Here is a 24,255-nt window from a genome sequence, read left to right as displayed (position 1 = left end):
TGATTAATAAATAATTTTAATCTTCCTTTAATATATATCGCCCAAATTATTCTTTTACTTTATACAAATTTCGCTATATTACGACTTTTTTATTTGAAATATACTATTATTTAGCATTAGTTCTATATTTGCATGTCGAAAAACTGAAGTTACGTAAACAAAAGAGCCTATGCCAGATTTATTTAAAAATCCGGTATAGGCTCTTAAAATAACTTTAATATTTAACTTCTCTTGTTTGTTGCATTCAAACGTGCCATCGCTCTCGCAAGAGCTGCTTTTGATCTCATATATTCCAATTGACTGAGTTTCTTCTGAAGCCGTTCCTCAGCACGCTGTTTTGCAGCCTTGGCTCTGTTAATATCTATTTCTTCCGGGTATTCGGCCGTATCGGTAAGTATAACAACCTTGTCGGGCATAATCTTTGCAAACCCTTCGGTAACAACTGCCTCAATCCACTTACCCTGAGCATTGATTCTGAGAGGTCCGACGCTTACAGCTGAAACTGTGGGTGCATGTTTTGCCAAAACGCCCATCTCGCCATCACTGGATTTAAATATTACACACTCTGCCTCTCCTGAAAAAAACTTTCTATCAGGTGTTAATACCTCTAAAAAAAATGTGGCCATGTCTTTTTAACCTCCATAAGCCATATACCGGCTTAAAATGCATTAAATCAGGGGATTATTCTTCCATTTCCTTAGCAGCCTCGTAAACTTCTTCAATAGCGCCCTTCATATAAAAAGCTGCTTCAGGTATATTGTCCATCTTACCGTCGATAATCTCTTTAAATCCTCTAATAGTTTCCTTTAATGGAACATACTTTCCTTTATATCCTGTAAACTGTTCTCCTACAAAGAAAGGCTGTGACAAGTATCTCTGAATCTTTCTAGCCCTGAAAACAGTCAACTTATCTTCTTCAGGTAACTCATCCATACCGAGAATAGCAATAATATCCTGAAGTTCTTTATTCCTTTGAAGAATTTCCTGCACCCTTCTTGCTACAGTATAGTGTTCTTCACCTACAACCTTGGGATCAAGTATTCTTGATGTTGATTCAAGAGGGTCAACAGCAGGATATATTCCCATTGCAACAATATCTCTGCTTAAAACAGTAGTTGCGTCAAGGTGAGCAAAAGTAGTTGCAGGAGCAGGGTCGGTCAAGTCATCTGCAGGAACATATACTGCCTGAACAGAAGTAATTGAACCCTTGTTTGTAGATGCTATTCTCTCTTGCAGTGCACCAACGTCCGTTGCCAACGTAGGCTGATATCCAACCGCCGACGGTACTCTTCCTAATAGTGCAGAAACCTCTGAACCAGCTTGGACAAATCTGAATATATTATCTATAAACAGAAGAACATCCTGTCCCATTTGATCCCTAAAGTACTCAGCCATTGTAAGTCCTGTCAGACCAACTCTCATTCTTGCTCCCGGTGGTTCATTCATCTGTCCGAAAACCATGGCAGTCTTATCAATAACTCCTGAGTCATTCATATCGTGCCATAAGTCATTACCTTCTCTTGTTCTTTCTCCAACACCGGTAAATATTGAATATCCGCCGTGCTCTGTTGCTATATTTCTTATCAATTCCATTATAAGAACTGTCTTACCAACTCCAGCACCGCCGAAGAGTCCAATCTTACCTCCCTTTGCATATGGCGCCAGCAAGTCTACTACCTTAATACCTGTCTCAAGTATTTCGGTGGAAGGCCTTTGTTCTTCCAAAGAAGGTGCTTCCCTATGTATGGGAAGGTAAGCAGTTGGTTTAATGGGGCCTGCCTTATCTACAGGCTCACCCAAAACACTAAAAATTCTACCCAGAACTTCCTTACCTACAGGAACAGTAATCGCATCTCCTGTATCTTCGGCATTCATGCCCCTGACAAGTCCGTCTGTAGAAGACATTGCAACACATCTAACTGTATCATTTCCTAGATGCTGCATTACTTCCGCAGTAACAGTACCAGAATCTGTAGGAATCTTAATAGCATTATATATGTTAGGCAAAATACCATTTTCAAATCTTATGTCAAGTACAGGACCTATAACCTGTACAATGACTCCGGAACTTCCAGCCATTTTATACACTCCTTTCAAAGTTAGGAGAACTTTTTCTTAGTAAATTTTGTCCTCTATTTCTATTTTAAAGCTGAGGCACCGCCAATAATTTCAGAAATCTCCTGAGTTATAGCTGCCTGTCTCGCTCTATTGTAATACAGATTCAACTTTTGCAGCATTTCATCTGCATTTTTAGTTGCATTATCCATTGCAGTCATACGGGCATTCTGTTCACTTGTAAAAGCTTCAACAAAGGTGCCGTACATAATACCTTTTATATACTTAGGAATAAGAACATCAAGAACTTCTTGTTCTGACGGTTCATATTTAAACTTCTGATCCAATACAATCTCATCAGCCTTTACATCCTCACGTAGAGCACTGATTTCAATTGGTAGAAGCTTTAATAACCTTGGCTCCAAAGATATAGCCGATATCATTTGGGTATAAGCTATATATACCTCATCAACTTCCTGCTTATTGTATAAATCAAGTATAATCTCTGTAATTTCCCTTGCCCTGAACACTGTAGGATTCTGAACTGCATAATCAAATTCAGTGTGGACATGGTATCCCTTTCTGGTAAAGTAAGACCTTCCCGTAGTACCTGCTACCAGAAGCAAAGCATTTTCTTTGTTATCACCGATTTCACGTTCTGTCAGCTTTAGAATGTTACTATTGTAACCTCCCGCTAACCCCTTGTCACCTGTCATAACAATATATGCTTTCTTTTTACCTTCCTTCTCTTTTCTTATATCAAAAAACCTGCTTTCAACCTCGGCACTATGTGCAAGAATGTCGGCTATGGTTTCTCTGACCTTGTTAAAGTACGGAAGTGTCTCTTCCAACTGTGTTCTGGCTTTTTTTAGTTTTGACGCCGATATCAACTTCATGGCCTTAGTAATTTGTCTCATCTGATTTATACTTTTGATACGTGATTTAATTTCACGCATATTATTTGCCATATGATAACCCGCCGTTTCTGTCCCACAGCATGACAAAAATATAATTATACTGCTTATCTGCTGTGTTGTTGTTTAGATAAGCTTTAATTAATTTAAACAAATTGAGCTTTAAACTCATCTGCCGCAGTCTTCATAAGCTTTGAAATTTCATCGCTTATATCTCCTGTTTCGGCAATACTGGTCAGGATTCCAGGGTACTTCTCTTTTACATACGCCACAAATTCCTGATTAAATTTTCTAACCTTGTTAACAGGTAAGTCCATAAGATAGTTATTTGTAGCCCCATACAGTATTAGAACCTGCTCTTCAACTGGCAATGTTGCATACAGAGGTTGTTTTAGTGTCTCTACAAGACGTTCCCCCTGAGTGAGCTTGTCTCTTGTGGATTTATCAAGGTCTGAGCCAAACTGAGCAAATGCTTCAAGTTCTCTGTACTGTGCAAGGTTTATTCTCAAAGGACCTGCAATTTTTCTCATAGCTTTTATCTGAGCAGAACCTCCAACCCTGGAAACTGATAATCCAACGTTAACAGCTGGTCTTTGTCCTGAATGGAACAATTCAGACTCCAGATATATCTGACCGTCAGTTATGGAAATAACATTGGTTGGAATATATGCCGAAACGTCTCCCGCAAGTGTTTCAATGATAGGCAGTGCGGTAATTGAACCTCCACCCAGTTCATCGCTAAGTTTTGCTGCTCTTTCAAGTAGTCTTGAGTGCAAATAAAAAACATCTCCGGGATAAGCTTCTCTTCCAGGTGGTCTTTTCAGCAGAAGGGACATTGCTCTGTAAGCAACTGCATGCTTGGACAAATCATCATAAATTATTAAAACATCTTTATGATATCTGTACATAAAATCCTCTGCAATAGCGCATCCTGCATAAGGCGCAAGATACTGAACCGATGAAGGGTTGCTTGCCGTTGATGATACAACAATAGAATATTCCATTGCTCCGAATTTTTCCAGAGTATTTACAATACCTGTAATAGTAGATGCCTTTTGTCCAATTGCTACATAAACACAAATAACATCTTTGCCTTTTTGATTGATAATAGTATCTACAGCTATAGCCGTTTTACCAGTCTGCCTGTCTCCAATTATAAGCTCTCTTTGTCCCCTTCCAATTGGAATCAAGGCATCAAGTGCCATAATACCTGTCTGAAGTGGCTTGTTAACACTCTTTCTGTCAATAACACCGGGAGCCGTAAACTCAACAGGACGATATTCTTCTGCTACAATATCTCCTTTTCCATCCAACGGTTTTCCAAGAGGACTGACAACTCTCCCGATAAGGCTTTGTCCCACCGGAACCTGAACAGTCTTTCCTGTTCTTTTAACCGTTGAGCCTTCCTTTATTCCTCTGTCATCTCCCAGAACAACACATCCCACGTTATCTTCTTCGAGATTGAGAGCCATACCAAATACATCATTTTCAAATTGTAAAAGCTCGCCGGACATACATGATTTAAGTCCGTATATTCTCGCAATATTATCTCCCGACTGAAGAACATATCCAACATCATCAGTCTTTACAGCAGTATCATAATTTTCAATCTGCTGCTTTATAATTGAGCTTATTTCTTCTGGTCTAAGACTCATGTTTCTCACCCCATATGTTCCGATACCGTCAGCTAAACACTGACTATCTCAGTTAATGATTCTATCCTGCCTTTTACACTCCCATCGTAAACCTTATCACCTATAATCACCTTTATGCCACCAATAAGTGATTCATCTACGATTTCAGTGGAATTTACTGCTACTGCATTATATTTCATTCTAAACTTTTGCCTTACAGCCTCCAATTGTACTTCATCCAATGGAGCAGCCATTATTATCTTCATATCCAGAACATTTGACGTTTCATTTGCCATTTGGACAAACTGGTTGTATATTCCGGGTATTTCAGATGTTCTCTTTTTGGAAATCAGAAGTAATACCAAGTTAAGGAGATTTTTACTTAATCGCCCGGTAAATACATTTTTGACAAGAGCCTGTTTCTTATCGGTTTTAACAACAGGGTTATTCAAAAAGTCTCTGAAGTCCTTATCAGTATTAAATAAATTGATAAAATCTCCAAATTCCTCTATTACGGAATTAATATTTGAACCTGACAATTGCAACAGTGCCTGTGCATACCTTTTTTCAACAAGTGGCATCAAATAGCACCTACCTCGTCTATAAATTTATCTACCATTGCTTTATTAGCATCGGTATCCATATTGGCTTGAACTAACTTTGTTGCTGCTGCAATTGCTAGTACTGCAATCTGCTGCTTTGTCTGGCGAAGCATTTCTTCTCTTTCACGTTCAATCTCTTCGCGACCTTTTTCTACCACTGCTAAAGCTTCTTTTTTTGCAGCTGCCAGTATTTCATCATACTCACGCGCGGCTTTAGCTCTTGCTTCATTCAATAGTTTGTCGCCATCTAATTTTATGTTCTTTATTTGCTCATCATATTTCTTGCGAGCTTCAGCTGCTTCTATCTTTGCATTTTCAGCATCCTTTAACCCCTGCTCTATGGAACTTTTTCTCTCTTCCATGAGGTTTGTAATGGGTTTAAAGAGGAATTTTCTCATAAAGAAAAACAAGATTAACAGGTTTAAAGCAACAAATATAAATGTATAACCATCAGGCTTTAACATGTTCTCACATCCCCTTATTACTGCCCGTATTTTTTCTATTTCAACTCAATAAATACTTATTTATATATAGTATATTACTAAGCTTTATTATTAATTTACTTACTGCTGCATATCTGTGAAAGATATTATTAACACCTCTCACAGATATGCCTAGTACAAAACAATATACCGTTCTCTCTTAAAAAACTTTGCTATTACATTTTTAAGAAAACCAGTACCAAAGCTACTACCAAACCATAGATAGCCGTTGCCTCTGCAAGAGCTGCACCTAGAAGTAGAGATGTTCTAATTGAACCTGCTGCCTCTGGCTGTCTAGCAATTCCTTCAACAGCTTTACCTGTCGCCAAGCTAATACCTATTCCTGCACCAATACCTGTAAATGCTGCTATAGCAGCTGCTATAGCTATTATACCTGTTCCTGTCATAATTTCACCCCCTTATTCTAATGCCTCTGAAATATATATAGAAGTCAAAAACATAAACACATATGCTTGAAGAATGCCATCAAATAAATCAAAATAACAGCTTAGTACTGCTGGTGCAAATATCGGAAATGCCATATAAATAAGCTCCATAACTATAAATGCACCTAATATATTACCAAATAGACGTAATGCTAACGATGTCGGCTTTATTACATAGTCAAGAATATTAAAAGGAAGCATAATTGGCGTTGGCTTGGCAAAGCTCTTTATCCAGCCGCCTACTCCCTTATATCTTATACCTGCGTAAGCCACTACACAAATTGACATTACAGCCAAGCATACAGTAACATTTATATTTCTTGTAGGGGGTCTTAATTTAAAGCCTTCTTCTCCTCCAGGAATAATATTAAATATTGAAACTGTATTTGCTAAAACTAAGAATAACATAACAGTACCAAGATATGGTGCAAATGCTTTCCAGTGATGGGGAATTGCATCCTTAACCATATTATTAATAAACTCTACGATTATTTCTGCAATATTCTGTCTCTTATTTGGAATTAAAGAAAGTTTACGTGTTAAAACAATAGCAAGAACGATCATTATAGCCATTATTATCCACATTGTGACAACAAGATCAGAAACGGGAATTTTAAGTCCAAACAGATTCATGGTAAATGCATTGTGTGGCTCCATTGCATGAGTAAGTTTTTCTCCCATTATATCACCTTCTCTCCAAACTGATTTTTTGTAATACCTAAGGTTTCTGTTATAGTATTCACCATTATAACTATCACAACCGATAAAGTACCTGTCAATGCAGCCAGCAAAGTATATACGCCAAAGTTCAATGCAAGGACAAATGTGATAGTAATAATTCCAAGATTAAATAAATATAGCACTAAATTAAGTGCAACTGCAACTTTTTTTTTGACACCGTTACACAAGTTCTTCAATACAAAATCAAATGCCGCTAATCTCAACACTGAAAATATCACACTGATGGTGAATATAAGTATTGTTGGTAGTGTATGACGTTTTACAAAAAAACATGCAATTAGTATCACCAAATATAAAACAAAAACCCTTTTTATAAAAAACTTTATTATATCACTCATATATTATTATTTTATTCTGCCAATCTCAATAAAAAGTTGTTAAGTTTTTCGCCAAAATTTACGATATTTATTTAGGTTAATTATCTTCATGCAATGATAATTAACCATTGGTTGGTAAGAAATTAATTAAATAATAGCATAGTAAAAAAGCTAAATCAATGGTACTTTGCTGAAAAGTGCTATAATGAGGTTAGTGAATTTAGTAAAAATGCACAAAAGAAATTCAAAAAATTCAGGAGTGGTCATTCTATGGATATTACAACCATTGTAGGTTTGGTACTAGGTCTTGGTGGGGTTATTGCAGGATATTTGGAAGAAGGAGGCCAACTTGGCGCCCTTTTCAAAGTAGCTCCGTTTCTGATTGTTTTTATCGGAGGTTTTGGTGCGACACTGGTTGCATTTCCTTTATCAGAAGTTAAGAAAATGCTTTCGACATTAAGTATGTTGTTTATTCAAAAGAAATATAACGAAATAGATATTATAAACGAGCTGGCAGATTTATCTGAGAAGGCCAGAAAAGATGGGCTTCTCAGTCTTGAGCAGGATGCCCAAACTAATAAGAATGACCTTATTAGAAAAGGCTTGGCTCTAGTTGTTGACGGTATCGAAACTGAAGTAATAAAGGATATACTTGCAAGAGAAACTGAACTTCAGGCTGAAATCTATGAGTCAGGTGCAAAAATATTTGAGGCAATGGGTGGAACTTGGCCTGCCATGGGAGTTTGCGGAACAGTTATGGGTATGATTAGTATCCTCAAAGATTTATCAGATTCCGCAGCACTTGGACCTAAAATATCCAGTGCTTTTATTGCAACCATGTACGGTGTTGCCTTCGCTAACCTTGTATGGTTGCCATTCGGCACCAAAATAAAGGCTAAAGCAGCACGTGAAACAATGATTAATGAAATAATAATAGAAGGTCTCTTATCCATACAGGCCGGAGAAAATCCACGTATTATTAAGGAAAAACTCAACCTTAACCTGATGGAAAAGTTAAACGGTGCTAAAAACAAATCAGCAGCTACTGCGGAAGAAGGAGCTGAGGCATAAGAATGGCTAAGGAAAAAATTGTCAAGGATAATAATGAGCGTTGGCTCTTGACTTATGCTGACCTTATGAACTTGTTGTTAATACTCTTTATAATATTGTATTCCATGAGCCAGGTTAACTCTGAAAAATTTCAGCAGCTCTCACAGTCTCTGAGTTCTGCTTTTGGTAATGGAGAACGACCGTCTATAGTTCATGGTGGCAGTTCAGGAAATTCTTTGATTGATTTTCCTGCCACAATGCCGTCTCCCGTAATACCTTCAAAGATTGAAGATCAGCAAATGGAGGCGTTGCAAGAGGAAATAAATGGCCTTGTGGACTCTGAGGGGTTAAAAGGAAACGTAGCTGTAACAATGCAGGAACGCGGTATAGTTGTTACAATAAATGAGAAAATACTGTTTAAAAGCGGAAGTGCTGTAATAGAGCCAAAAGATCAGGATACAGTAATAAAAATAGGAAAAGATATTCTGAGTAAGATTCCAAACAAGCATATCCGTGTAGAAGGTCATACTGACAACATTCCAATGAAGAGTGCCTTATATGCATCTAACTGGGAATTGTCGGCGGCAAGAGCAATAAATGTTTTGAAGCTTCTGGTTGAGAAAGGCGGTATTAACCCAAAGATGATTCACCCTGTTCCATACGGTGAATATTCACCGTTAGTTCCGAATACATCAGATGCTAACAGAGCAAAAAATAGAAGAGTTGATATTGTAATACTGAGAGATTCATCAAGCACTGGTGAAGCTGATACGGATAATGACAGTTTAGCTAAATAATCAATATTGAAAACATTTAAACTAAGAAGGGGTCGTTGCACAGTGAATATAAATTATTCATTGTACAACGGCCCCTTTAAAATATCAAACACTAAACTCCTGAGGTATTTCATCTGTTAAACCGAAGTGATACAGAAGTACCTTTACAATTCTTTCTGAAGCATGTCCATCGCCGTAAGGATTTACTGCCTTTGCCATTCTATCATAGTCTTCCTTGTCATCAAGAAGCTTTGAGGCATGTTCTATTATCTCGCTTTCAACTGTACCAGCAAGTCTTACTGTACCTGCTTTAACAGCTTCAGGTCTTTCAGTTTCTTTTCTTAATACAAGAACCGGTTTGCCCAAAGTTGGTGCTTCTTCCTGTATTCCACCGGAATCAGTCATTATCATATAAGATCTGGCCATAAGATTATGCATATCCTGGACATCCAGTGGAGGGATTAAGTGAACTCTTTCTTTTCCTCCAAGTATCTCTCTGGCTGTTTCCTGTACAACTGGATTCAAATGTACTGTATAAACCAGTTCAACATCTTCATACTTATCAACAATTGCAGAAAGTGCACGACAAATATTGTGAAGTGGTTCTCCAAGGTTTTCTCTTCTGTGGGCGGTAACAGCAATAACTCGTTTATTTTTGAAATCTATACTTCTGAGTTCTTCACACTGGAATGTATAGTCTTCCTTTACAGTTGTTTTTAATGCATCATTTACCGTATTACCTGTCACATATATTGAATCCTGACTTACGCCTTCTCTTAAAAGATTTTCCCTGTTTGTTTGAGTTGGCGCAAGATGAATATCCGCCATTGAACCAGTAAGTTTTCTGTTCATTTCTTCCGGATACGGAGAGTACTTGTCAAATGTCCTCAATCCAGCTTCTACATGTCCTACAGCTATCTGCTTGTAAAATGCTGCAAGGCTGCCCACAAAACATGTTGTAGTATCACCATGTACAAGTACTATATCAGGTTTTTCCTGATCCATAACCTTCTCAAGACCCTCAAGAGCTCTTGTTGTAATGCCTGTTAAGGTTTGTCTGCTCTGCATTATATTCAAATCATGTTTAGGTGTAATCTCAAACATTTTTAGTACCTGATCTAGCATCTCTCTGTGTTGGGCTGTTACACAGACAATTGAATCAATTTTATCGCACCTTTCCAGCTCCTTTACAAGAGGTGCCATTTTAACGGCATCAGGTCTTGTACCGAATATTGTCATTACCTTTAGTCTGTCCAACTTTCTACCTCCTATTATAGACATTCTTGACGGGTTGTACAGATAGTGAACCTCTTTTGCCTTGCTGGCACTGTTTACTTCACTCATATACATGGATCCGCCTACTATGAATATAGCTACCGCTATTACCAATATAATGGCACTAACGGGCCCTTTATAGTCAAGTACTACAGCGCATAGTCCCAATGCCGCACTTGCAACGTATATAACCAAGACCGATTGTTTCTGTGTAAGTCCCATATCAACAAGTCTGTGGTGTAAATGCCCTCTGTCTGCTTCCATTGGTGATTTACCGCTTGCAACTCTTCTAAGAATGGCAAAAAGCGTATCAAACAAGGGTAGTGCGAGAACCAGCAGCGGTACGGCTATAGCTATGGCCGTATACGACTTATATGTACCTTGAATGGATATCGTTCCCAACACAAATCCTAAAAAAGTTGCTCCCGTATCTCCCATAAAAATCTTTGCAGGATTAAAATTGTAAGGCAAGAAGCCCAGTAGAGAACCTGCAAGAATTGCAGCCAGTACTGCTGTACGAATATCGGGATCACCCCTCATTACAGAAACAAAGAACAAAGACAAGGAAGCTATTGATGATACACCTGCCGCCAACCCGTCCAAACCGTCAATAAAATTGATGGCATTTGTAATACCTACTATCCATATTATAGTCAAAGGGTATGAAATCCATGGCCCGAAGGTTGATATTCCAATGACTGAGAATGGATTAGTTACAAATTCGATTCTAGTACCGGTTAATGCAACTATAAGAGCAGCTACTATCTGAATAGGAAATTTAAGTTTTGCACTTAATGCCATCTTATCATCTATAAAACCCAATACTGCAATTATTAAACTACCTGCTATTAATCCAAGAAAACGTTTATCAAAAACTAAAGCAGTTTCTACATTTAATAGTTTGGAACTAACTATACTAAATAGTATAGAAACAAAAAATCCCGCAATTATAGCCAATCCGCCCAATAATGCGGTTGGTTTCTTGTGCATTCTTCGACTGTCCTTGGGAACGTCAACAACTCCTAATTTAAAAGCAAGGCTTTTTACTGCCGGAGTAGCTGAAAAAGCAACTATAAATGCAAGGGTGAAAGAAATAAAATACTCATATACACTCGACATTTAAACACCTTCTCGTATTATAACCATAGACAAATCCACACAAAAACATACCATCCAAACATCAAAATAGAGGGAGGCAGTCCCCCTCTGTTTAATATCATGTTTTTAGTGTCAACGCCCAGGTCATAGTTCTATAATCTAACAACCTCTATACCGGCTTCACCAAGTAGCGTCATCGCCAGTTCATCAGGATATTCACCATTAAATACGATTCTCACAATACCCGCATTAATGGCCAGTTTGGCACACAGAACGCAAGGTTGATTTGTAACATACAACGTAGCTCCGTTTACACTGATTCCGCTGTATGCAGCCTGAACAATGGCATTTTGCTCTGCGTGAATTGCTCTGCATAATTCATGTCGCTGCCCCGACGGAATATTCAACTTTTCGCGCGTGCATCCAACTTCAGAGCAGTGCTTACAGCCAACTGGAGCACCGTTATACCCTGTAGCAAGAATTCTCTTATCTTTTACGATAACGGCACCCACTTGTCTCCTTATACAGGTAGATCTGGTCTTAATCAGCTCTACAATCTGCATAAAATACTCATCCCAAGACGGCCTCATAAAGAACCCCCTAAAGCTAAAACTTTTGCTGAAGATAAAATCCAGAAATTATAACTGTTTGAATTATTTTGTTCCGAATAATCTGTCTCCAGCGTCTCCAAGTCCAGGAACAATATATGCATGATCATTAAGAATTTCATCTACTGCAGCACAGTAGATTTCAACATCTGGATGATCCTTCTGCATTCTTTCAATTCCTGCTTTTGCAGCAATAAGGCACATCAGCTTTATATTCTTTACGCCTCTCTTTTTTATAAACTGGATTGCTGCTGATGCTGAACCACCTGTTGCGAGCATTGGGTCAAGAACAACTATCTCTCTCTCCTCAACATCAACTGGCAGTTTGCAATAATATTCAATTGGCTCTAATGAATCAGGGTCTCTATATAACCCAATATGTCCTACTTTTGCCATTGGGATAAGTCTCAGCATACCGTCAACCATTCCCAGTCCTGCTCTCAATATTGGAACTATTCCAAGTTTCTTACCTGAAATAACCTTTGTTTTGGCCATTCCTATAGGAGTTTCAATTTCCACTTCTTTTAGGGGCATATTTCTGGTAACTTCATAGCCCATAAGCATTGCTATCTCTGCTACTAATTCTCTGAATTCCTTTGTATTTGTGTTCTTATCTCTAAGCAACGATATCTTATGTTGTATAAGCGGGTGGTCAAAAACAAACACATTCTCCATTTTTAAATTCCTCACTTTGTTAAATATTTTTTTTCAATGTCTGAAATTTTGTCAAGCCTTTTCTGGTGTCTGCCACCAAGAAATTCTGTTTCCAGCCATGTTTCAATTATATCGAGAGCAAGTCCCGGTCCAACAACTCTTTCACCTATGGCGATTACGTTGGCATCATTGTGCTGTCTACACATTTTTGCCATATAGCTATCTGTACACAGCGCTGCTCTTACACCCGGAACCTTATTGGCAGCAATTGATATACCAATACCGGTACCACATATAATAATGCCCTTTTCACATTCCTTACTGGCTACAGCCTCTGCTACAGCTCGTCCATAATCAGGATAATCGACTGAATCCGGGCAGTTTGTACCAAAGTCCTTCACCTCAAGTCCTTTACTCTCCAAAAACTTTATTATATCTGCTTTTAACAGATATCCCGCATGGTCACTTCCTATTGCAATCATAATTCCTCCAAAAATTGACAAAAATACTCTTCAACTATAATCATATCTTTAATTATTTTATAGTATAAATTATTACATGTCAAAAAAAACTCGTTTTGCTTAAAATCAGTTTTATACATTCATGTAATTCCTTGGCACAAGCCTCATACACGTCGTATGACATTCCATAGGGATCACTTATGTCTGCTGCACTTCCATCTGGGTTTAAATCCGGATATACATACTCTTTTAGTGTAAAAACCTGATCTTTTTTCTGTGGGTACAATCTTTTAATAATATCTCTGTGCTGTCGTGTCATTGTCAGAATTAAATCCGCCTGTTCTGCATCCGTATTGGTAAGGATTTTTGCCTTATGGGAAGATATATCTATATCCCACAGGTTTTTCATGGCTTTAACAGAATGTCCCGAAGCCGGATCACCGTCAAATGCACTTATTCCTCGAGATGTTGCTATTATCCTTGGGGAATCCTTTAAATCCTTTAATGCCTCTTTCATCAATCCTTCTGCCATACAGCTGCGGCATGTATTACCGGTGCAAACAAATATTATCTTTATGGAATCTGTTGTTGAACTACTTTCTTTCATTGTCAACCTCCAAAATAAAACTAAACAAGGTCCGCCTTTACAATATCATATCCGGCTGCTTTTACCATCCTATTCATTATTGCCAATCCTACGCCTTTTTGATCAACGGCTTCTGCCAGAATAATGTCCACTCCCCTGTCATCAAATTCTCTTAAAATTGAAAACAGACTGGATGCAATCGTTTCAGGACGATTTCTGTCTCCCATGGAAATCGTTTCATAGAGAATATACCTGTCAAAGGTCTGATCTGTAGAACAAACTCCTACTTTTTTGTCTTCCTTTTTATATTTTTCCGCTAAGCGGCAAACTACTTCAACCTGTTTGTCCATATCACCACTTTCAACTATAATAACATGGGCCTTGGGTGAATAGTGTTTATACTTCATCCCAGGTGACTTTGGTACATTTTCAGCAGTCACTTTCTCCATAATTGTTCTATCAATATCTATATGTCCTATAATTTCTTCAATTTGCTGTGGTGTTATTCCTCCAGGCCTTAAAAGTACCGGAGGGTCTACCGAAACATCAAGAACTGTGGATTCAAGTCCTACTTTGGAATTGCCTGCCTCTACTACTATCTCTATTTTTCCGTCAAGGTCATCCAGTACATGCTGCGCCGTAGTAGGACTCGGTTTACCCGAAACATTGGCACTTGGAGCAGCAACCGGAATCCCCGCAAGTTTTATAAGTTCAAGAGCTACAGGATGTCCTGGCATTCTTATTGCAACCGTATCCAAACCCGCTGTTATCTCATTTGGAATGACAGAACTCTTTTTCATTACAAGTGTAAGAGGTCCGGGCCAAAGCTTGTCCATTAGTAAAACCGCCTTATGGGGGATAAAGGAAGTCAATTCCGAAACCTTCTCTTTATCTGCTATATGTACTATAAGAGGATTATCAGAGGGTCTTCCCTTAGCCTTAAATATTTTGCTTACAGCTGCTCCATCAAGGGCATTGGCTCCCAAGCCGTATACTGTTTCCGTTGGGAAAGCCACCGTCATCCCTTGTTTTAAAGCCTCTGCAGCCGGTTCTAATGCAATTTTATCTATATTTTCTGCATCTATTTTAATAACCTTTGTTTTCAAATATTTCACCTCTAATATAGTTTGCTACTAATTAAGCATTGTTACTATTATACCACATACTATTCCCAATATATTGCCTACTGATGACATTCTCCCCAGATAAATCCTCTTGGATTCAGGAATAAGCTCACCAAACACTACATATAGCATGGCTCCTCCGGCAAACCCAAGACAAAGGGCAATAAATTGCTGAGAGACATGCCCTAAAACTGCTCCAATAAAAGCTCCCAAGCCCATTGGCACCCCGGACAGTATGGTTAACAGGAACGCCTTTTTTGCAGAAAAGCCGCCTATTTTCATGGGAAGTGCCATTGCAATACCTTCCGGTACATCGTGAATTGCAATTATAACAGTAAGGGTTAGCCCCAGTTTCATAGAAGCCTCAAAGCCTGAACCAACAGCAAAGCCTTCAGGTAAATTGTGAAGTGCGAGACCTACCGATACAAGTATACCTGCTCGCAGTAAACTTGAGTTACCTTTTGTGTTCTTCACACTATCAAGTCTTTTCACCACATCATCAAGGATTATTACAATTAGTATTCCCAATCCCATTCCTATTATTGTTAAATTCAATCCTGCAACCTTAAAGGCTTCGGGGACAAGTTCAAAACATACTACAGCTGTCATTAATCCAGCCGAAAATTCCAAAATTGAACTAAGCAGCCTGTTGCTTATCCTTTTATCTACAAAAAAGGCTATCAATCCGCCAATACCTGTTCCGGTAATGCCTGATATCAAGCCCACAATTGTTATCTTTATAATATGTTCCACAGCAATATCCTTCTTTTTTATATAGTAGTCTACTAAATACTATTCCGGTTATCTGTGAAATATTATTAAATTGTCCTACTTTTTATTTACAATCATTAATCCTCATCATCAGCACCGCTTCCAAGCTTCTCAGATTGGTCGGTAGTTATGAGGGCATCAATCAACTCGTCAAGGTCTCCGTCGAGCACTTGATCTAACTTGTATAGAGTTAGATTGATACGATGGTCGGTTACTCTTCCCTGAGGATAGTTGTAAGTTCTGATTCTTTCACTTCTGTCACCAGTTCCAACCTGATTCTTCCTGTCCTGAGCAACCTCGTTTATCTGCTGTTCCTGTGCTATTTCATACAGTTTTGAACGAAGTATCTTCATGGCCCTATCTTTGTTTTTATGCTGTGAACGTTCGTCTTGACAGCTTACGACAAGCCCTGTAGGTATATGGGTTATTCTTATTGCAGAATCAGTTTTATTAATATGCTGTCCTCCTGCACCGCTGGCTCTGTATGTGTCTATCCTTAAGTCACTTGGATTTATATCTACATCAACTTCCTCAACTTCTGGCAAAACAGCAACAGTTATAGTTGATGTATGAATACGTCCGCTGGATTCTGTAGTAGGTACTCTCTGAACTCTGTGTACTCCGCTTTCAAATTTAAGCCTGCTGTACGCACCCTTTCCTTCTATTGAAAACACAACTTCCTTAAATCCACCCAATTCGGTAGGGTTAGAGTCCAATATTTCATACTTCCAGTGCTTTTTTTCTGCATACTTTGTCATAGCTCTGAAAAGTACTCCTGCAAATAAGGCTGCCTCTTCGCCCCCAGCTCCTCCACGTATTTCAACAATAACGTTTTTATCATCATTTGGGTCCTTAGGGACAATCAATATTTTAAGCTGTCGTTTTATTACCTCAAGTTTTTCCTGAGCTTCTTGAAACTCCTCCTGAACCATTTCCCTAAAGTCCTTGTCCAGAGTCTGGTCAAGAAGTTCTCTTGCCTCTTCAACTTCTTTTGTTACTTTTTTGTATTCCCTGTACTTTTGAACGATTTCTTCCAAATCAGAATACTCTTTCATATACTTTTTATATTCATCCTGGTTGTTAATGACATCAGGGTCACTAAGCTTGTGGCTTATCTCCTCGTATCTGTCTTCTGCAGCCTGAAGTTTGTCAAACATAAATTCCTCCGTAAAACAATCTTTTCATTTTTTTGGTTAATAAGTAATAGTTTTATATATAAATTGACGAATATGCGTTAATTTGCATAAATGCTGAATATAGCGTAAAATCCTATACGCAATTTAATATTATATCATGAACAATTAATTTAATCTACAAAAAATAAACAGTCTGGAAAGCTTGGCTTTTCAGACTGTTTATTTGGGTGAAAATATCTATCTACTTATGGTTGGGTAAGTTTTCAGTGATTACTTGTGCTACTTTACAATTTCTACATGGCCGTTCATAGTTTCTGCTGTTATGTTAACCTTACAAAGCCCAGCCTCATAATTTTTGCTTTCTGCTTCAATAAAGCTTCCGCCTGTACCCTGACGGTTAACATTATGATATAGAATTTCCGGAATTAGCAGGTTGATAGTTCCGTTAGTTGCATGAGCCTTTACTTTGTAAACCCTGCTGTCCATATCATTCATATTAACCTTTATTCCTCCATTGGAGGTTTTAAGGTACATATCCATATCAGTTTCTCCATTAATATTTTGAGCATTTTCAATACTGATTCTGCCGTTCTTTGTAAATGCATTAACTGACTTTGCCTTAATGTGTTTTATATCTATAACAGCATTTGAGGTATTTATATCAATGTTGTTTCCTATAATGTAATTTAACTGGATTCTGCCATTTTTTGTGTTTACAGAAATACTGTCACTGTTTACTCCCATTAACTCTATATGTGCATTTTTTGTAACAGCTGTTATCTCTTCTGAAATAGAATCTTCAATATATATTTTACCGTTTGAGTTTTGAATAGCTATTTTTTTGAATTTAATGTCAGGAATAAATATTTCATGGGATACACTAACATTGAAAGCGGTACTATTAACTTTTATAGAAATATTGGCCGGATCATCGGAAAATGTAACAATTCCCTCTCCATTAGGGACTGAGCTTTTAATTCTTGATATAATAACGATTTTTGAATCGAGATGTTTTTTTATAGTAATTGCTCCGTTTACTCCAGTTATGTCAAAGGTTGCATTTTCTGAAGGATATACCTCAAAGTTCTTTTGAACCGTTTGACAGTTTCCGAAAATATTAAAGGAATTTGTATCAACGAAACTTCCTACATAATCTATTACTTTGTCTACAATTCCGAATGTTGTTGAAGCAAAATTTTTACCTATCTTTTCAGCTTTATTGGCAAAGTCATCAATCATGTTATCAAAATCAGCCTGACTATAATTGTTTTTAAAGCCTTTTCTCCATTCGTTAACTTTCTCTCTTACTTTTGCAGCCTCTTCGGTAAAAACATTTGCCTTTTGATTACCCTTATATCCGTCAGCAGTTTCTTGTTCTGCCTTTTCATCAAGAGCTGCCAGTAATTTTGCAGCTTCTTCGCTTGTAATCTTCTTTTCTTCAAGCATCTTTAGTATTAATAATTTTTCTTCGCTTATAGACATTATTTTAATCCCTCCTAAAATTCAGATAGAAAAATGTTATTCCTTCATTAATTCTATTGCCTCTTCAACACTAATTTCTCCGCTGTTAAGCTTATCAAGTATTTCCTTCTTTCTACCTGGAACTTCAGGCTGCGGTTCGCCTTTATGTCCAAGTGCGGCCGCTACATCTTCCAGCTTATTCTTTACTGTGGGATATGACACGCCCAGTTCTTTTTCAACTTCCTTTATATTTCCTCTGCACTTTATGAATACATCCAAAAATGTTCTTTGCTCATTTGTAAGCTTGCAAAACTTGCATAGTTTGAAATGCCCTTCTATAACAGTGTCACAACTGTTACATGTTATCCTTGTTACTTCAGTCTCATTTCCGCAAACTGGGCATTTGCCGATTGCTTCTCTTGCCATAAAATCACCTCTTGAATTTAATTAAGTTAAATTTGTTTATATTGGTTAATGTTAATTTTCCCGAACAACTAATTAATTTTTTTAATCAATTAATTAATATTATTAATCTTATATTAATATATTATGCTTAATCTCATATAATGTCAATATTAATTTTAATTTTTTTAACTATTTTATTAATTTTTATAAAATGTATATTAAAATATTTAATTATCATAAAAAAACTGTCTCACAAGATGTAATAATCTAATCTGTGTGAGACAGTCTAATAACTCTTTTTAATCATTCGGTTTTTTACTCGCCTGTACCTTTACAATTCTCTTTCCTTCCATTTTCGTTACTCTGAAAACTATATTTTCATACTGAGCATTAGGCTTCTCATCAGCTTTAGGTATTCGGCCCAGAAGCTTTAGAATAAACCCTCCCAAGGTATCGAATTTGTCAACTGGAAGTTCTTCGTCCAATACTTCTTCAACCTTGTCAAGACTGATTGCACCATCGAATACATAAGTGTCATTCTCAAGATACTCTATATCCTTTTGCTCTACATCGTATTCGTCAAAAATGTTTCCCACTATCTCTTCCAACAAATCTTCTATAGTAACTATTCCTGCTGTACCACCATATTCATCTATTACAACTGCCAAATGAACCTTGTTCTTCTGCATTTCTTTGAATAACTCGTCAGTTCTCTTTGACTCCGGCACAAAGTAAGCACTTCTTATTATTTCTTTCAGGTTAAAATCCTTAACAGTATTTTGGGTATACTCCAATAAATCTTTTACATGTAGGATACCTACAATATTATCCAAATTTTCACTATAAACAGGAACTCGGGTATATTTGTCCCTGTTCATGACATGTAAAACATAATCAAGGTCAGAATCCACAGGAATGCCATCTATATTAGTACGATGAGTCATTATCTCAGATACGTGTTTATTATCAAACTCAAATATATTGTCAATCATTTCTTTTTCCGAATCCTGAATAACGCCTCTCTCTTCGCCGACCTCCATCATCATCCTGATTTCTTCCTCGGTTACTTTTTCATTGTCCGCACCTGCTGGATTTCCACCAAAAATCTTAATGAAGAAGTTTGTTGAAAATGTAAGAAATCTGACAAAAGGATTCGTTACGCGGGATAGAAACATTAAAGGCCCTACAGCAATATTGGCTAAGAACTCTGCCTTTTGCATAGCCAATCTTTTAGGTATTAACTCACCAAAAACCAATGTAAAGTATGAGAGAATTATAGTAATCACTATAAGTGAAACACTTCTGATAACGGATTGCGCAACAGGCAAACCTGTCTTTATCAATAATCCCGTTAAATGGTCTACAAAGCTCTCGGTTGCAAATGCACTTGCAAGAAACCCTGCTAATGTTATACCTATCTGAATGGTTGCCAAAAACCTGCTAGGCTCACTAAGAAAGTTATAAAGCTGTTTTGCTTTTTTGTCCCCATCCTCCGCTTGCTTCTTAATTATTTTGTCATTCAAAGAAATTAGGGCAATCTCAGACCCCGAAAAAAATGCATTTAACAATACAAGAACCACAAGCAGTAATACTTTAGTTAACAAATACCCAACCTCCGCGCCATATATATACAAGGTTTATTACTCTCATTAAATTCAATATACTAAAATTCAAATTTTTGTATCAAATCATTGGAACAGTCCTGAAACCTTGTTTAATATAGCTTTTCTCATTTTGGTCAGATATATTTATCAACTACTTTTTCTGCGTTTAAATTTTATGACAAACAACAGTCCTGCTGCCATAAACACTAAACATACCCCCAGGGTCACAGCATCCTCAACTGACATTTGTGTTATTGACTGCATATTACGGCTCCCTACACCATCCTTACCATTTCGTGCTGGGAATCCGCCTCCTCCCATACCCCTGTTGCCAAATGGCATGTTTTTGGCAAAATTTATTTGCTCGTCAGTCATCCCAAGTTCTTTTAACTGCTGTAGTTGTTCGTCAGTCAAATCTTTTCCGTTGGCGGATTGTATTATCTTCATTGCCTGCATCATCACATTCATATCAGGCATATCTCCAAATCCCCCCATACCGCCAGGAGGCATCTGTCCATTGTCCGGCTGCTGGTTTCCTTGGTACGGCTCTATTCCTTCCTGTGGCATTCGCCTATCGCCCCCTTGTTGGTTTCCTTGGGACGGCTCCATTCTCCCCTGTGGCATTCGCCTATTGCCTGCTTGTTGTTCTCCTTGAGGTGGCTCCATTCCCCACTGTGGCATTTGATTATTGCCCAGTTGTTGATCTCCTTGGGGTGGCTCCATCCCTCCCTGCGGCATTTGTTTATTACCCGGCTGTTGATTTCCTTGGGGTGGCTCCATTCCTCCCTGTGGCATTTGATTATCACCAAGCTGTTGTACCCCTTGGGATTTGTTTGCAGCATTTCTGCCCATGCCTCCACCTTGCGAGCCCATAACCGAAAGATTTATTGCAGATGCATCTATTAATTTGTCAGCAGCCTTTGACTGTCCTTGGGTTGTTGAAGGAATACTTCCATCAAGCTGCCCCTGAATACTTTTTGCTCTTAGTTTTCCAAATTCTTTTAGCATGTCTATCCCTGCAGTATATTTGTCATATGAGAAAAACGCCGTTGCGTCATTTTTAACGTATTCCCCAATTAAAGAATTCAGTTCATCCACTTTTTTGTCAAACTTACCGTTATTAAAATATCCGTCTAGTATTTCCTGCAAATAGTTATGATATTTTTCCTTATACTCATCAACTTCAAGAAGTTTGTTTATAATCGGTCTCTCAGACAAATCAATGCCGGATACAGGAGTATCTATAGGGAAGTTTACAGCCGCAGACGCCGAACCTGATTGAAATCCTGCAAAAGCCAGATTATAATCCCATGGGAGCATTGAAATCTGACCGTTCTCCTCATAAAGGTAGTAGTTATGCTTCATATTACTGAAATAACTATCCAGATTAACTACCACTGTATTTACTGCAAAATATCTAAGACATTCATCCACATTAACATATTTTTCAAGTTCATATCCGTTGTTTAAATTCTTAATTGCTTTTATAACTCTTTTATAGTCAGCATCAGTACCTTTAAATATTTCTCCTTCAAATATGTTTGAATAGCTGCTTATTTTATCATCAATATATTTCAGGTCAGCACCACCGCCCTGATTATTTCCAAATCCGCCGAATCCGCCAAATCCCGGTCCACCAGGAAAGTCTCCTGGACCTCCTTGATTTTCCCACGGATTTTGATTATTTTGGCCTTTTTGATTATTTTGGCCTTTTTGTTGGTTTTGATCATTACTTTTTGTGTCAGCAGTTTTTGTTTTGCTATTTATTCCATTTCCTTTTGCAGTAGCACCTGTATCTGCTTCTGATTGCTGCTTCCGATTTCCGTTTTCAGGTTTTATATCTTTCTGGTCTTCATTATTACCCGGGAATGGAAAATCTTTCATCATTCCTTTTCCCGGACCTCCCATAGTTTCGGGCTTATACAATTTTCCAAAATCATCACCATAATTTCTCTGGGCAAAGGATTCCTCCATAGCCTCAATTGCCAAATAGAAACCCCACTTTTCTCCGTTTAAGGTTACATCTGTGTATGCATATAGAGGAGTAGTAACACCCATATAGGACATCATATCAAGAGAAAGGTATTCCTTCATATATGTGGAGTCGGCCTGTATGTTGTTAATAACCATTTTGTCCATCCCCATACATGTTTGTCCATCTATATAGTGATCAAACTCCAATTTGAAACTGTATCTGTCTGAATTGCTGCCTGCTACCATGGATAAGCTTGAATTACCTTTCGGCCTTATACCCACTGATTTATAGGTTGTACCGTTTATAGTTACATCACATGGAATATACTCTTCCTGCATTGCATTTTCCAACATGTCTTCCCATTCATTCTTATCCGCCTTTATATCAATAGAAATTATCTTATTCTTGTCAAATAATTTTGTGGCATATTCAGGCTGGGATTTATCGTTGGCTATTCCTATTGAATCTGGTACAGTCATAAATATTCCGGTAAAGACAACCACCACAAGCATAACAACAGCAATTAGTACATTTATATATTTGCTGGTTATCATAAGCTGCCTCCAATTTTATGTCATATATTCCCCGTTATAGCTCACAAGTACTGTGTTTGTTACTCCCCCGATTTCTGAAATTCTGTTTACAAATTCAGTAGTACTGTCTTTTAGTCTGACTTCTACAGTAAGTTCAATTCCACTTGTAGTAACAGCCTTTGACTTAATCATATGCTTTTTTACACTATCTTTTATAGCACTGTTGACAAGCTTTTCCGATTTTTCGTCGTTGCAATTTACTACCAAGATGTATGGATTATCAGTTGTTTTCTTGTTTACAAACAATACCATGACGACTCCTATAAATAATGAGCCAAACACACCCAAAGGTATAAGTCCTGCACCTGTCACAATACCTGCTGAAATGGACCAGAACAAAAATGCTATGTCCATAGGTTCCTTTATAGCCGATCTAAAACGTACAATAGACAATGCACCAACCATACCAAGGGAAAGAATAACATTAGATGTTACCGCCATAATTATCAGCGTTGTAACAAGTGTCATTGCCAATAATGAAACTCCAAAGCTTGCGGAGTACATTACGCCGTTAAAGGTTTTCTTGTATACATAAAATATAAATAGTCCAAGTGCAAAGGATACCACCAATGCAATTACCATATCTAGTGGTGAAAAAGATGAAACTTTTTCAATAAAATTGGATTTAAAAATATCATTAAAATTCATTTACTTAGTCCTCCTAGTTTTAGATTATCCGAATATCCTACAGGCCGCATATTTTGAAAACGATGAATTTCGCCTATCTCCAAGCTGAATGATGTCCCTGATTATTTCTGGCAGGAACTCATCGAATTTTACTTCCAATATTATCTTGTTAATGGCGTGAACATTCATGGCAGCAGTTTGTTGATTAAAAAAATCTTTTGAATTAAGACCGGTTTTTATGCCACTGTCAAAAGTAATCCTTACGTTACCCGGTTTATAAATATACGGTTCTCTGATGTAATCTACCAAAGTTCTGGGTCTCAACTGTTGAAAATTCATTTTAGCATACAATTCAACTAGTAGCGGATCCCCCGAAAATCTCATCCATTTTATATCACCGTTAATTATTTGTTCACACTGTTCCACCGTTAAGGGAGTGGATTTTTTATAGCACAATCCGTTTATTTTCCCTTTCTTTTCAAGCTTTATATAACGAGTATCATTATTATAATAGCGGATTCTGAATTTCTCCCTGTTATTAAGGCCTATAATCTTTTCTTTAAGTGCTCTATCATCAACATTATCAAAATATAAACTCCTGATTTTGTACCTGCCGCTTTCATCTACATTTGGGTCCTTTTGGGCTATAAATTTAAGCCGATGTTGTAAGGCAATGTAGTCAGTTGTTGAAATCTCATGCTTTAATTCGTGCCTTAATTTTAGTTTTTCCATGTTTCACCTCCCGAAATTTTTTAAAAACCGACGTAACAATTACATAAAAATAATATATTTAAAATGTGATGATTTTCTGAACATTGAGTGAATTCTGGAAGTAGAATTGTTACGAAATTGAAAATAAA

25 protein-coding genes and 1 pseudogene are annotated in these 24,255 nt (G+C 37.5%); 2 read left to right on the top strand and 24 right to left on the bottom strand.

What is annotated here, in order from left to right; translation table 11 throughout:
• Positions 1-221: 221 nt before the first annotated feature.
• The 9 genes from K412_RS0109880 to K412_RS20650 form a co-directional block, all read right to left on the bottom strand.
• A complete protein-coding gene (locus tag K412_RS0109880) occupies positions 222-626 on the bottom strand; it encodes a F0F1 ATP synthase subunit epsilon (RefSeq protein ID WP_024832960.1) in 405 nt (134 codons plus the stop codon).
• 55 nt (positions 627-681) lie between these two features.
• Complete coding sequence (atpD, locus tag K412_RS0109875) at positions 682-2,079, bottom strand: F0F1 ATP synthase subunit beta (RefSeq protein ID WP_024832959.1); 1,398 nt, start codon at positions 2,077-2,079, stop codon at positions 682-684.
• A 59-nt stretch (positions 2,080-2,138) separates the two neighbouring features.
• Positions 2,139-3,023 carry an ATP synthase F1 subunit gamma gene (gene atpG, locus K412_RS0109870; protein ID WP_024832958.1) on the bottom strand — a complete coding sequence of 295 codons (885 nt, stop codon included), beginning with the start codon at positions 3,021-3,023 and terminating at the stop codon, positions 2,139-2,141.
• A 92-nt stretch (positions 3,024-3,115) separates the two neighbouring features.
• On the bottom strand, positions 3,116-4,624 hold the full coding sequence (gene atpA, locus K412_RS0109860) for a F0F1 ATP synthase subunit alpha (protein ID WP_173585621.1): 1,509 nt from the start codon (positions 4,622-4,624) through the stop codon (positions 3,116-3,118).
• A 32-nt stretch (positions 4,625-4,656) separates the two neighbouring features.
• Positions 4,657-5,184, bottom strand: a complete 528-nt coding sequence (locus tag K412_RS0109855; protein WP_024832956.1) for a F0F1 ATP synthase subunit delta — start codon at positions 5,182-5,184, stop codon at positions 4,657-4,659.
• Positions 5,184-5,669, bottom strand: coding sequence for a F0F1 ATP synthase subunit B (gene atpF, locus K412_RS0109850; protein ID WP_024832955.1), 486 nt, complete (start codon positions 5,667-5,669; stop codon positions 5,184-5,186). Before atpF ends, K412_RS0109855 begins: the two co-directional genes overlap by 1 nt.
• Positions 5,670-5,863: 194 nt before the next feature.
• The gene (gene atpE, locus K412_RS0109845; RefSeq protein WP_024832954.1) at positions 5,864-6,094 is read right to left on the bottom strand and encodes an ATP synthase F0 subunit C; all 231 of its coding nucleotides are present in this window, start codon (positions 6,092-6,094) and stop codon (positions 5,864-5,866) included.
• Between the two features lie 12 nt (positions 6,095-6,106).
• Positions 6,107-6,814, bottom strand: coding sequence for a F0F1 ATP synthase subunit A (locus K412_RS0109840; protein WP_024832953.1), 708 nt, complete (start codon positions 6,812-6,814; stop codon positions 6,107-6,109).
• Complete coding sequence (locus K412_RS20650; protein ID WP_242835596.1) at positions 6,814-7,080, bottom strand: hypothetical protein; 267 nt, start codon at positions 7,078-7,080, stop codon at positions 6,814-6,816. Before K412_RS20650 ends, K412_RS0109840 begins: the two co-directional genes overlap by 1 nt.
• A gap of 381 nt (positions 7,081-7,461) precedes the next feature.
• Between K412_RS20650 and K412_RS0109830 the strand changes: the two genes are divergently transcribed.
• Together K412_RS0109830 and K412_RS0109825 are read left to right on the top strand one after the other, a co-directional pair.
• Positions 7,462-8,262 (top strand): motility protein A, encoded by an 801-nt coding sequence (locus K412_RS0109830; RefSeq protein ID WP_024832951.1) that lies wholly within the window; start codon positions 7,462-7,464, stop codon positions 8,260-8,262.
• 2 nt (positions 8,263-8,264) lie between these two features.
• Positions 8,265-9,038: an OmpA/MotB family protein gene (locus tag K412_RS0109825; protein WP_024832950.1), complete on the top strand. Its 774-nt coding sequence runs from the start codon at positions 8,265-8,267 to the stop codon at positions 9,036-9,038.
• A gap of 84 nt (positions 9,039-9,122) precedes the next feature.
• On the opposite strand, the gene wecB is transcribed toward K412_RS0109825, so the two are convergent.
• From wecB to K412_RS0109755, 15 genes and pseudogenes are all read right to left on the bottom strand, one after another.
• Entirely contained in the window at positions 9,123-10,274 is a 1,152-nt protein-coding gene (wecB, locus tag K412_RS22735; protein ID WP_024832949.1) for a non-hydrolyzing UDP-N-acetylglucosamine 2-epimerase, read from the bottom strand.
• A 408-nt stretch (positions 10,275-10,682) separates the two neighbouring features.
• A pseudogene (locus K412_RS22900) lies at positions 10,683-11,282 on the bottom strand (MraY family glycosyltransferase); the annotation flags it as partial.
• A 260-nt stretch (positions 11,283-11,542) separates the two neighbouring features.
• Entirely contained in the window at positions 11,543-11,980 is a 438-nt protein-coding gene (locus K412_RS0109815; RefSeq protein WP_024832948.1) for a deoxycytidylate deaminase, read from the bottom strand.
• Between the two features lie 63 nt (positions 11,981-12,043).
• The gene (gene upp, locus K412_RS0109810) at positions 12,044-12,673 is read right to left on the bottom strand and encodes a uracil phosphoribosyltransferase (RefSeq protein ID WP_024832947.1); all 630 of its coding nucleotides are present in this window, start codon (positions 12,671-12,673) and stop codon (positions 12,044-12,046) included.
• 11 nt (positions 12,674-12,684) lie between these two features.
• On the bottom strand, positions 12,685-13,134 hold the full coding sequence (rpiB, locus tag K412_RS0109805) for a ribose 5-phosphate isomerase B (protein WP_034847397.1): 450 nt from the start codon (positions 13,132-13,134) through the stop codon (positions 12,685-12,687).
• 79 nt (positions 13,135-13,213) lie between these two features.
• Positions 13,214-13,720, bottom strand: a complete 507-nt coding sequence (locus K412_RS0109800; protein WP_024832945.1) for a low molecular weight protein arginine phosphatase — start codon at positions 13,718-13,720, stop codon at positions 13,214-13,216.
• A 20-nt stretch (positions 13,721-13,740) separates the two neighbouring features.
• Positions 13,741-14,805 (bottom strand): L-threonylcarbamoyladenylate synthase, encoded by a 1,065-nt coding sequence (locus K412_RS0109795; protein ID WP_024832944.1) that lies wholly within the window; start codon positions 14,803-14,805, stop codon positions 13,741-13,743.
• A gap of 27 nt (positions 14,806-14,832) precedes the next feature.
• Positions 14,833-15,576 carry a ZIP family metal transporter gene (locus K412_RS0109790; protein WP_024832943.1) on the bottom strand — a complete coding sequence of 248 codons (744 nt, stop codon included), beginning with the start codon at positions 15,574-15,576 and terminating at the stop codon, positions 14,833-14,835.
• Positions 15,577-15,671: 95 nt separating this feature from the next.
• A complete protein-coding gene (gene prfA, locus K412_RS0109785; RefSeq protein WP_024832942.1) occupies positions 15,672-16,751 on the bottom strand; it encodes a peptide chain release factor 1 in 1,080 nt (359 codons plus the stop codon).
• Positions 16,752-17,009: 258 nt separating this feature from the next.
• Positions 17,010-18,212: a DUF4097 family beta strand repeat-containing protein gene (locus K412_RS0109780; protein ID WP_024832941.1), complete on the bottom strand. Its 1,203-nt coding sequence runs from the start codon at positions 18,210-18,212 to the stop codon at positions 17,010-17,012.
• A 36-nt stretch (positions 18,213-18,248) separates the two neighbouring features.
• On the bottom strand, positions 18,249-18,617 hold the full coding sequence (locus K412_RS0109775; RefSeq protein WP_024832940.1) for a DUF2089 domain-containing protein: 369 nt from the start codon (positions 18,615-18,617) through the stop codon (positions 18,249-18,251).
• Positions 18,618-18,895: 278 nt separating this feature from the next.
• Positions 18,896-20,200, bottom strand: a complete 1,305-nt coding sequence (locus K412_RS0109770) for a hemolysin family protein (RefSeq protein ID WP_024832939.1) — start codon at positions 20,198-20,200, stop codon at positions 18,896-18,898.
• A 147-nt stretch (positions 20,201-20,347) separates the two neighbouring features.
• Positions 20,348-22,729: a CotH kinase family protein gene (locus tag K412_RS0109765; protein WP_024832938.1), complete on the bottom strand. Its 2,382-nt coding sequence runs from the start codon at positions 22,727-22,729 to the stop codon at positions 20,348-20,350.
• A gap of 15 nt (positions 22,730-22,744) precedes the next feature.
• Positions 22,745-23,416, bottom strand: a complete 672-nt coding sequence (locus tag K412_RS0109760; protein WP_024832937.1) for a DUF4956 domain-containing protein — start codon at positions 23,414-23,416, stop codon at positions 22,745-22,747.
• A gap of 24 nt (positions 23,417-23,440) precedes the next feature.
• Positions 23,441-24,127, bottom strand: a complete 687-nt coding sequence (locus K412_RS0109755) for a polyphosphate polymerase domain-containing protein (RefSeq protein WP_024832936.1) — start codon at positions 24,125-24,127, stop codon at positions 23,441-23,443.
• Between the last annotated feature and the right edge of the window lie 128 nt (positions 24,128-24,255).

Origin of the sequence: Ruminiclostridium josui JCM 17888, from assembly GCF_000526495.1 — a bacterium.
GTDB lineage: Bacteria > Bacillota > Clostridia > Acetivibrionales > DSM-1351 > Ruminiclostridium > Ruminiclostridium josui.
Note: the sequence above shows the minus strand (reverse complement) of the source record. Positions and strands in the feature narration are given on the sequence as shown.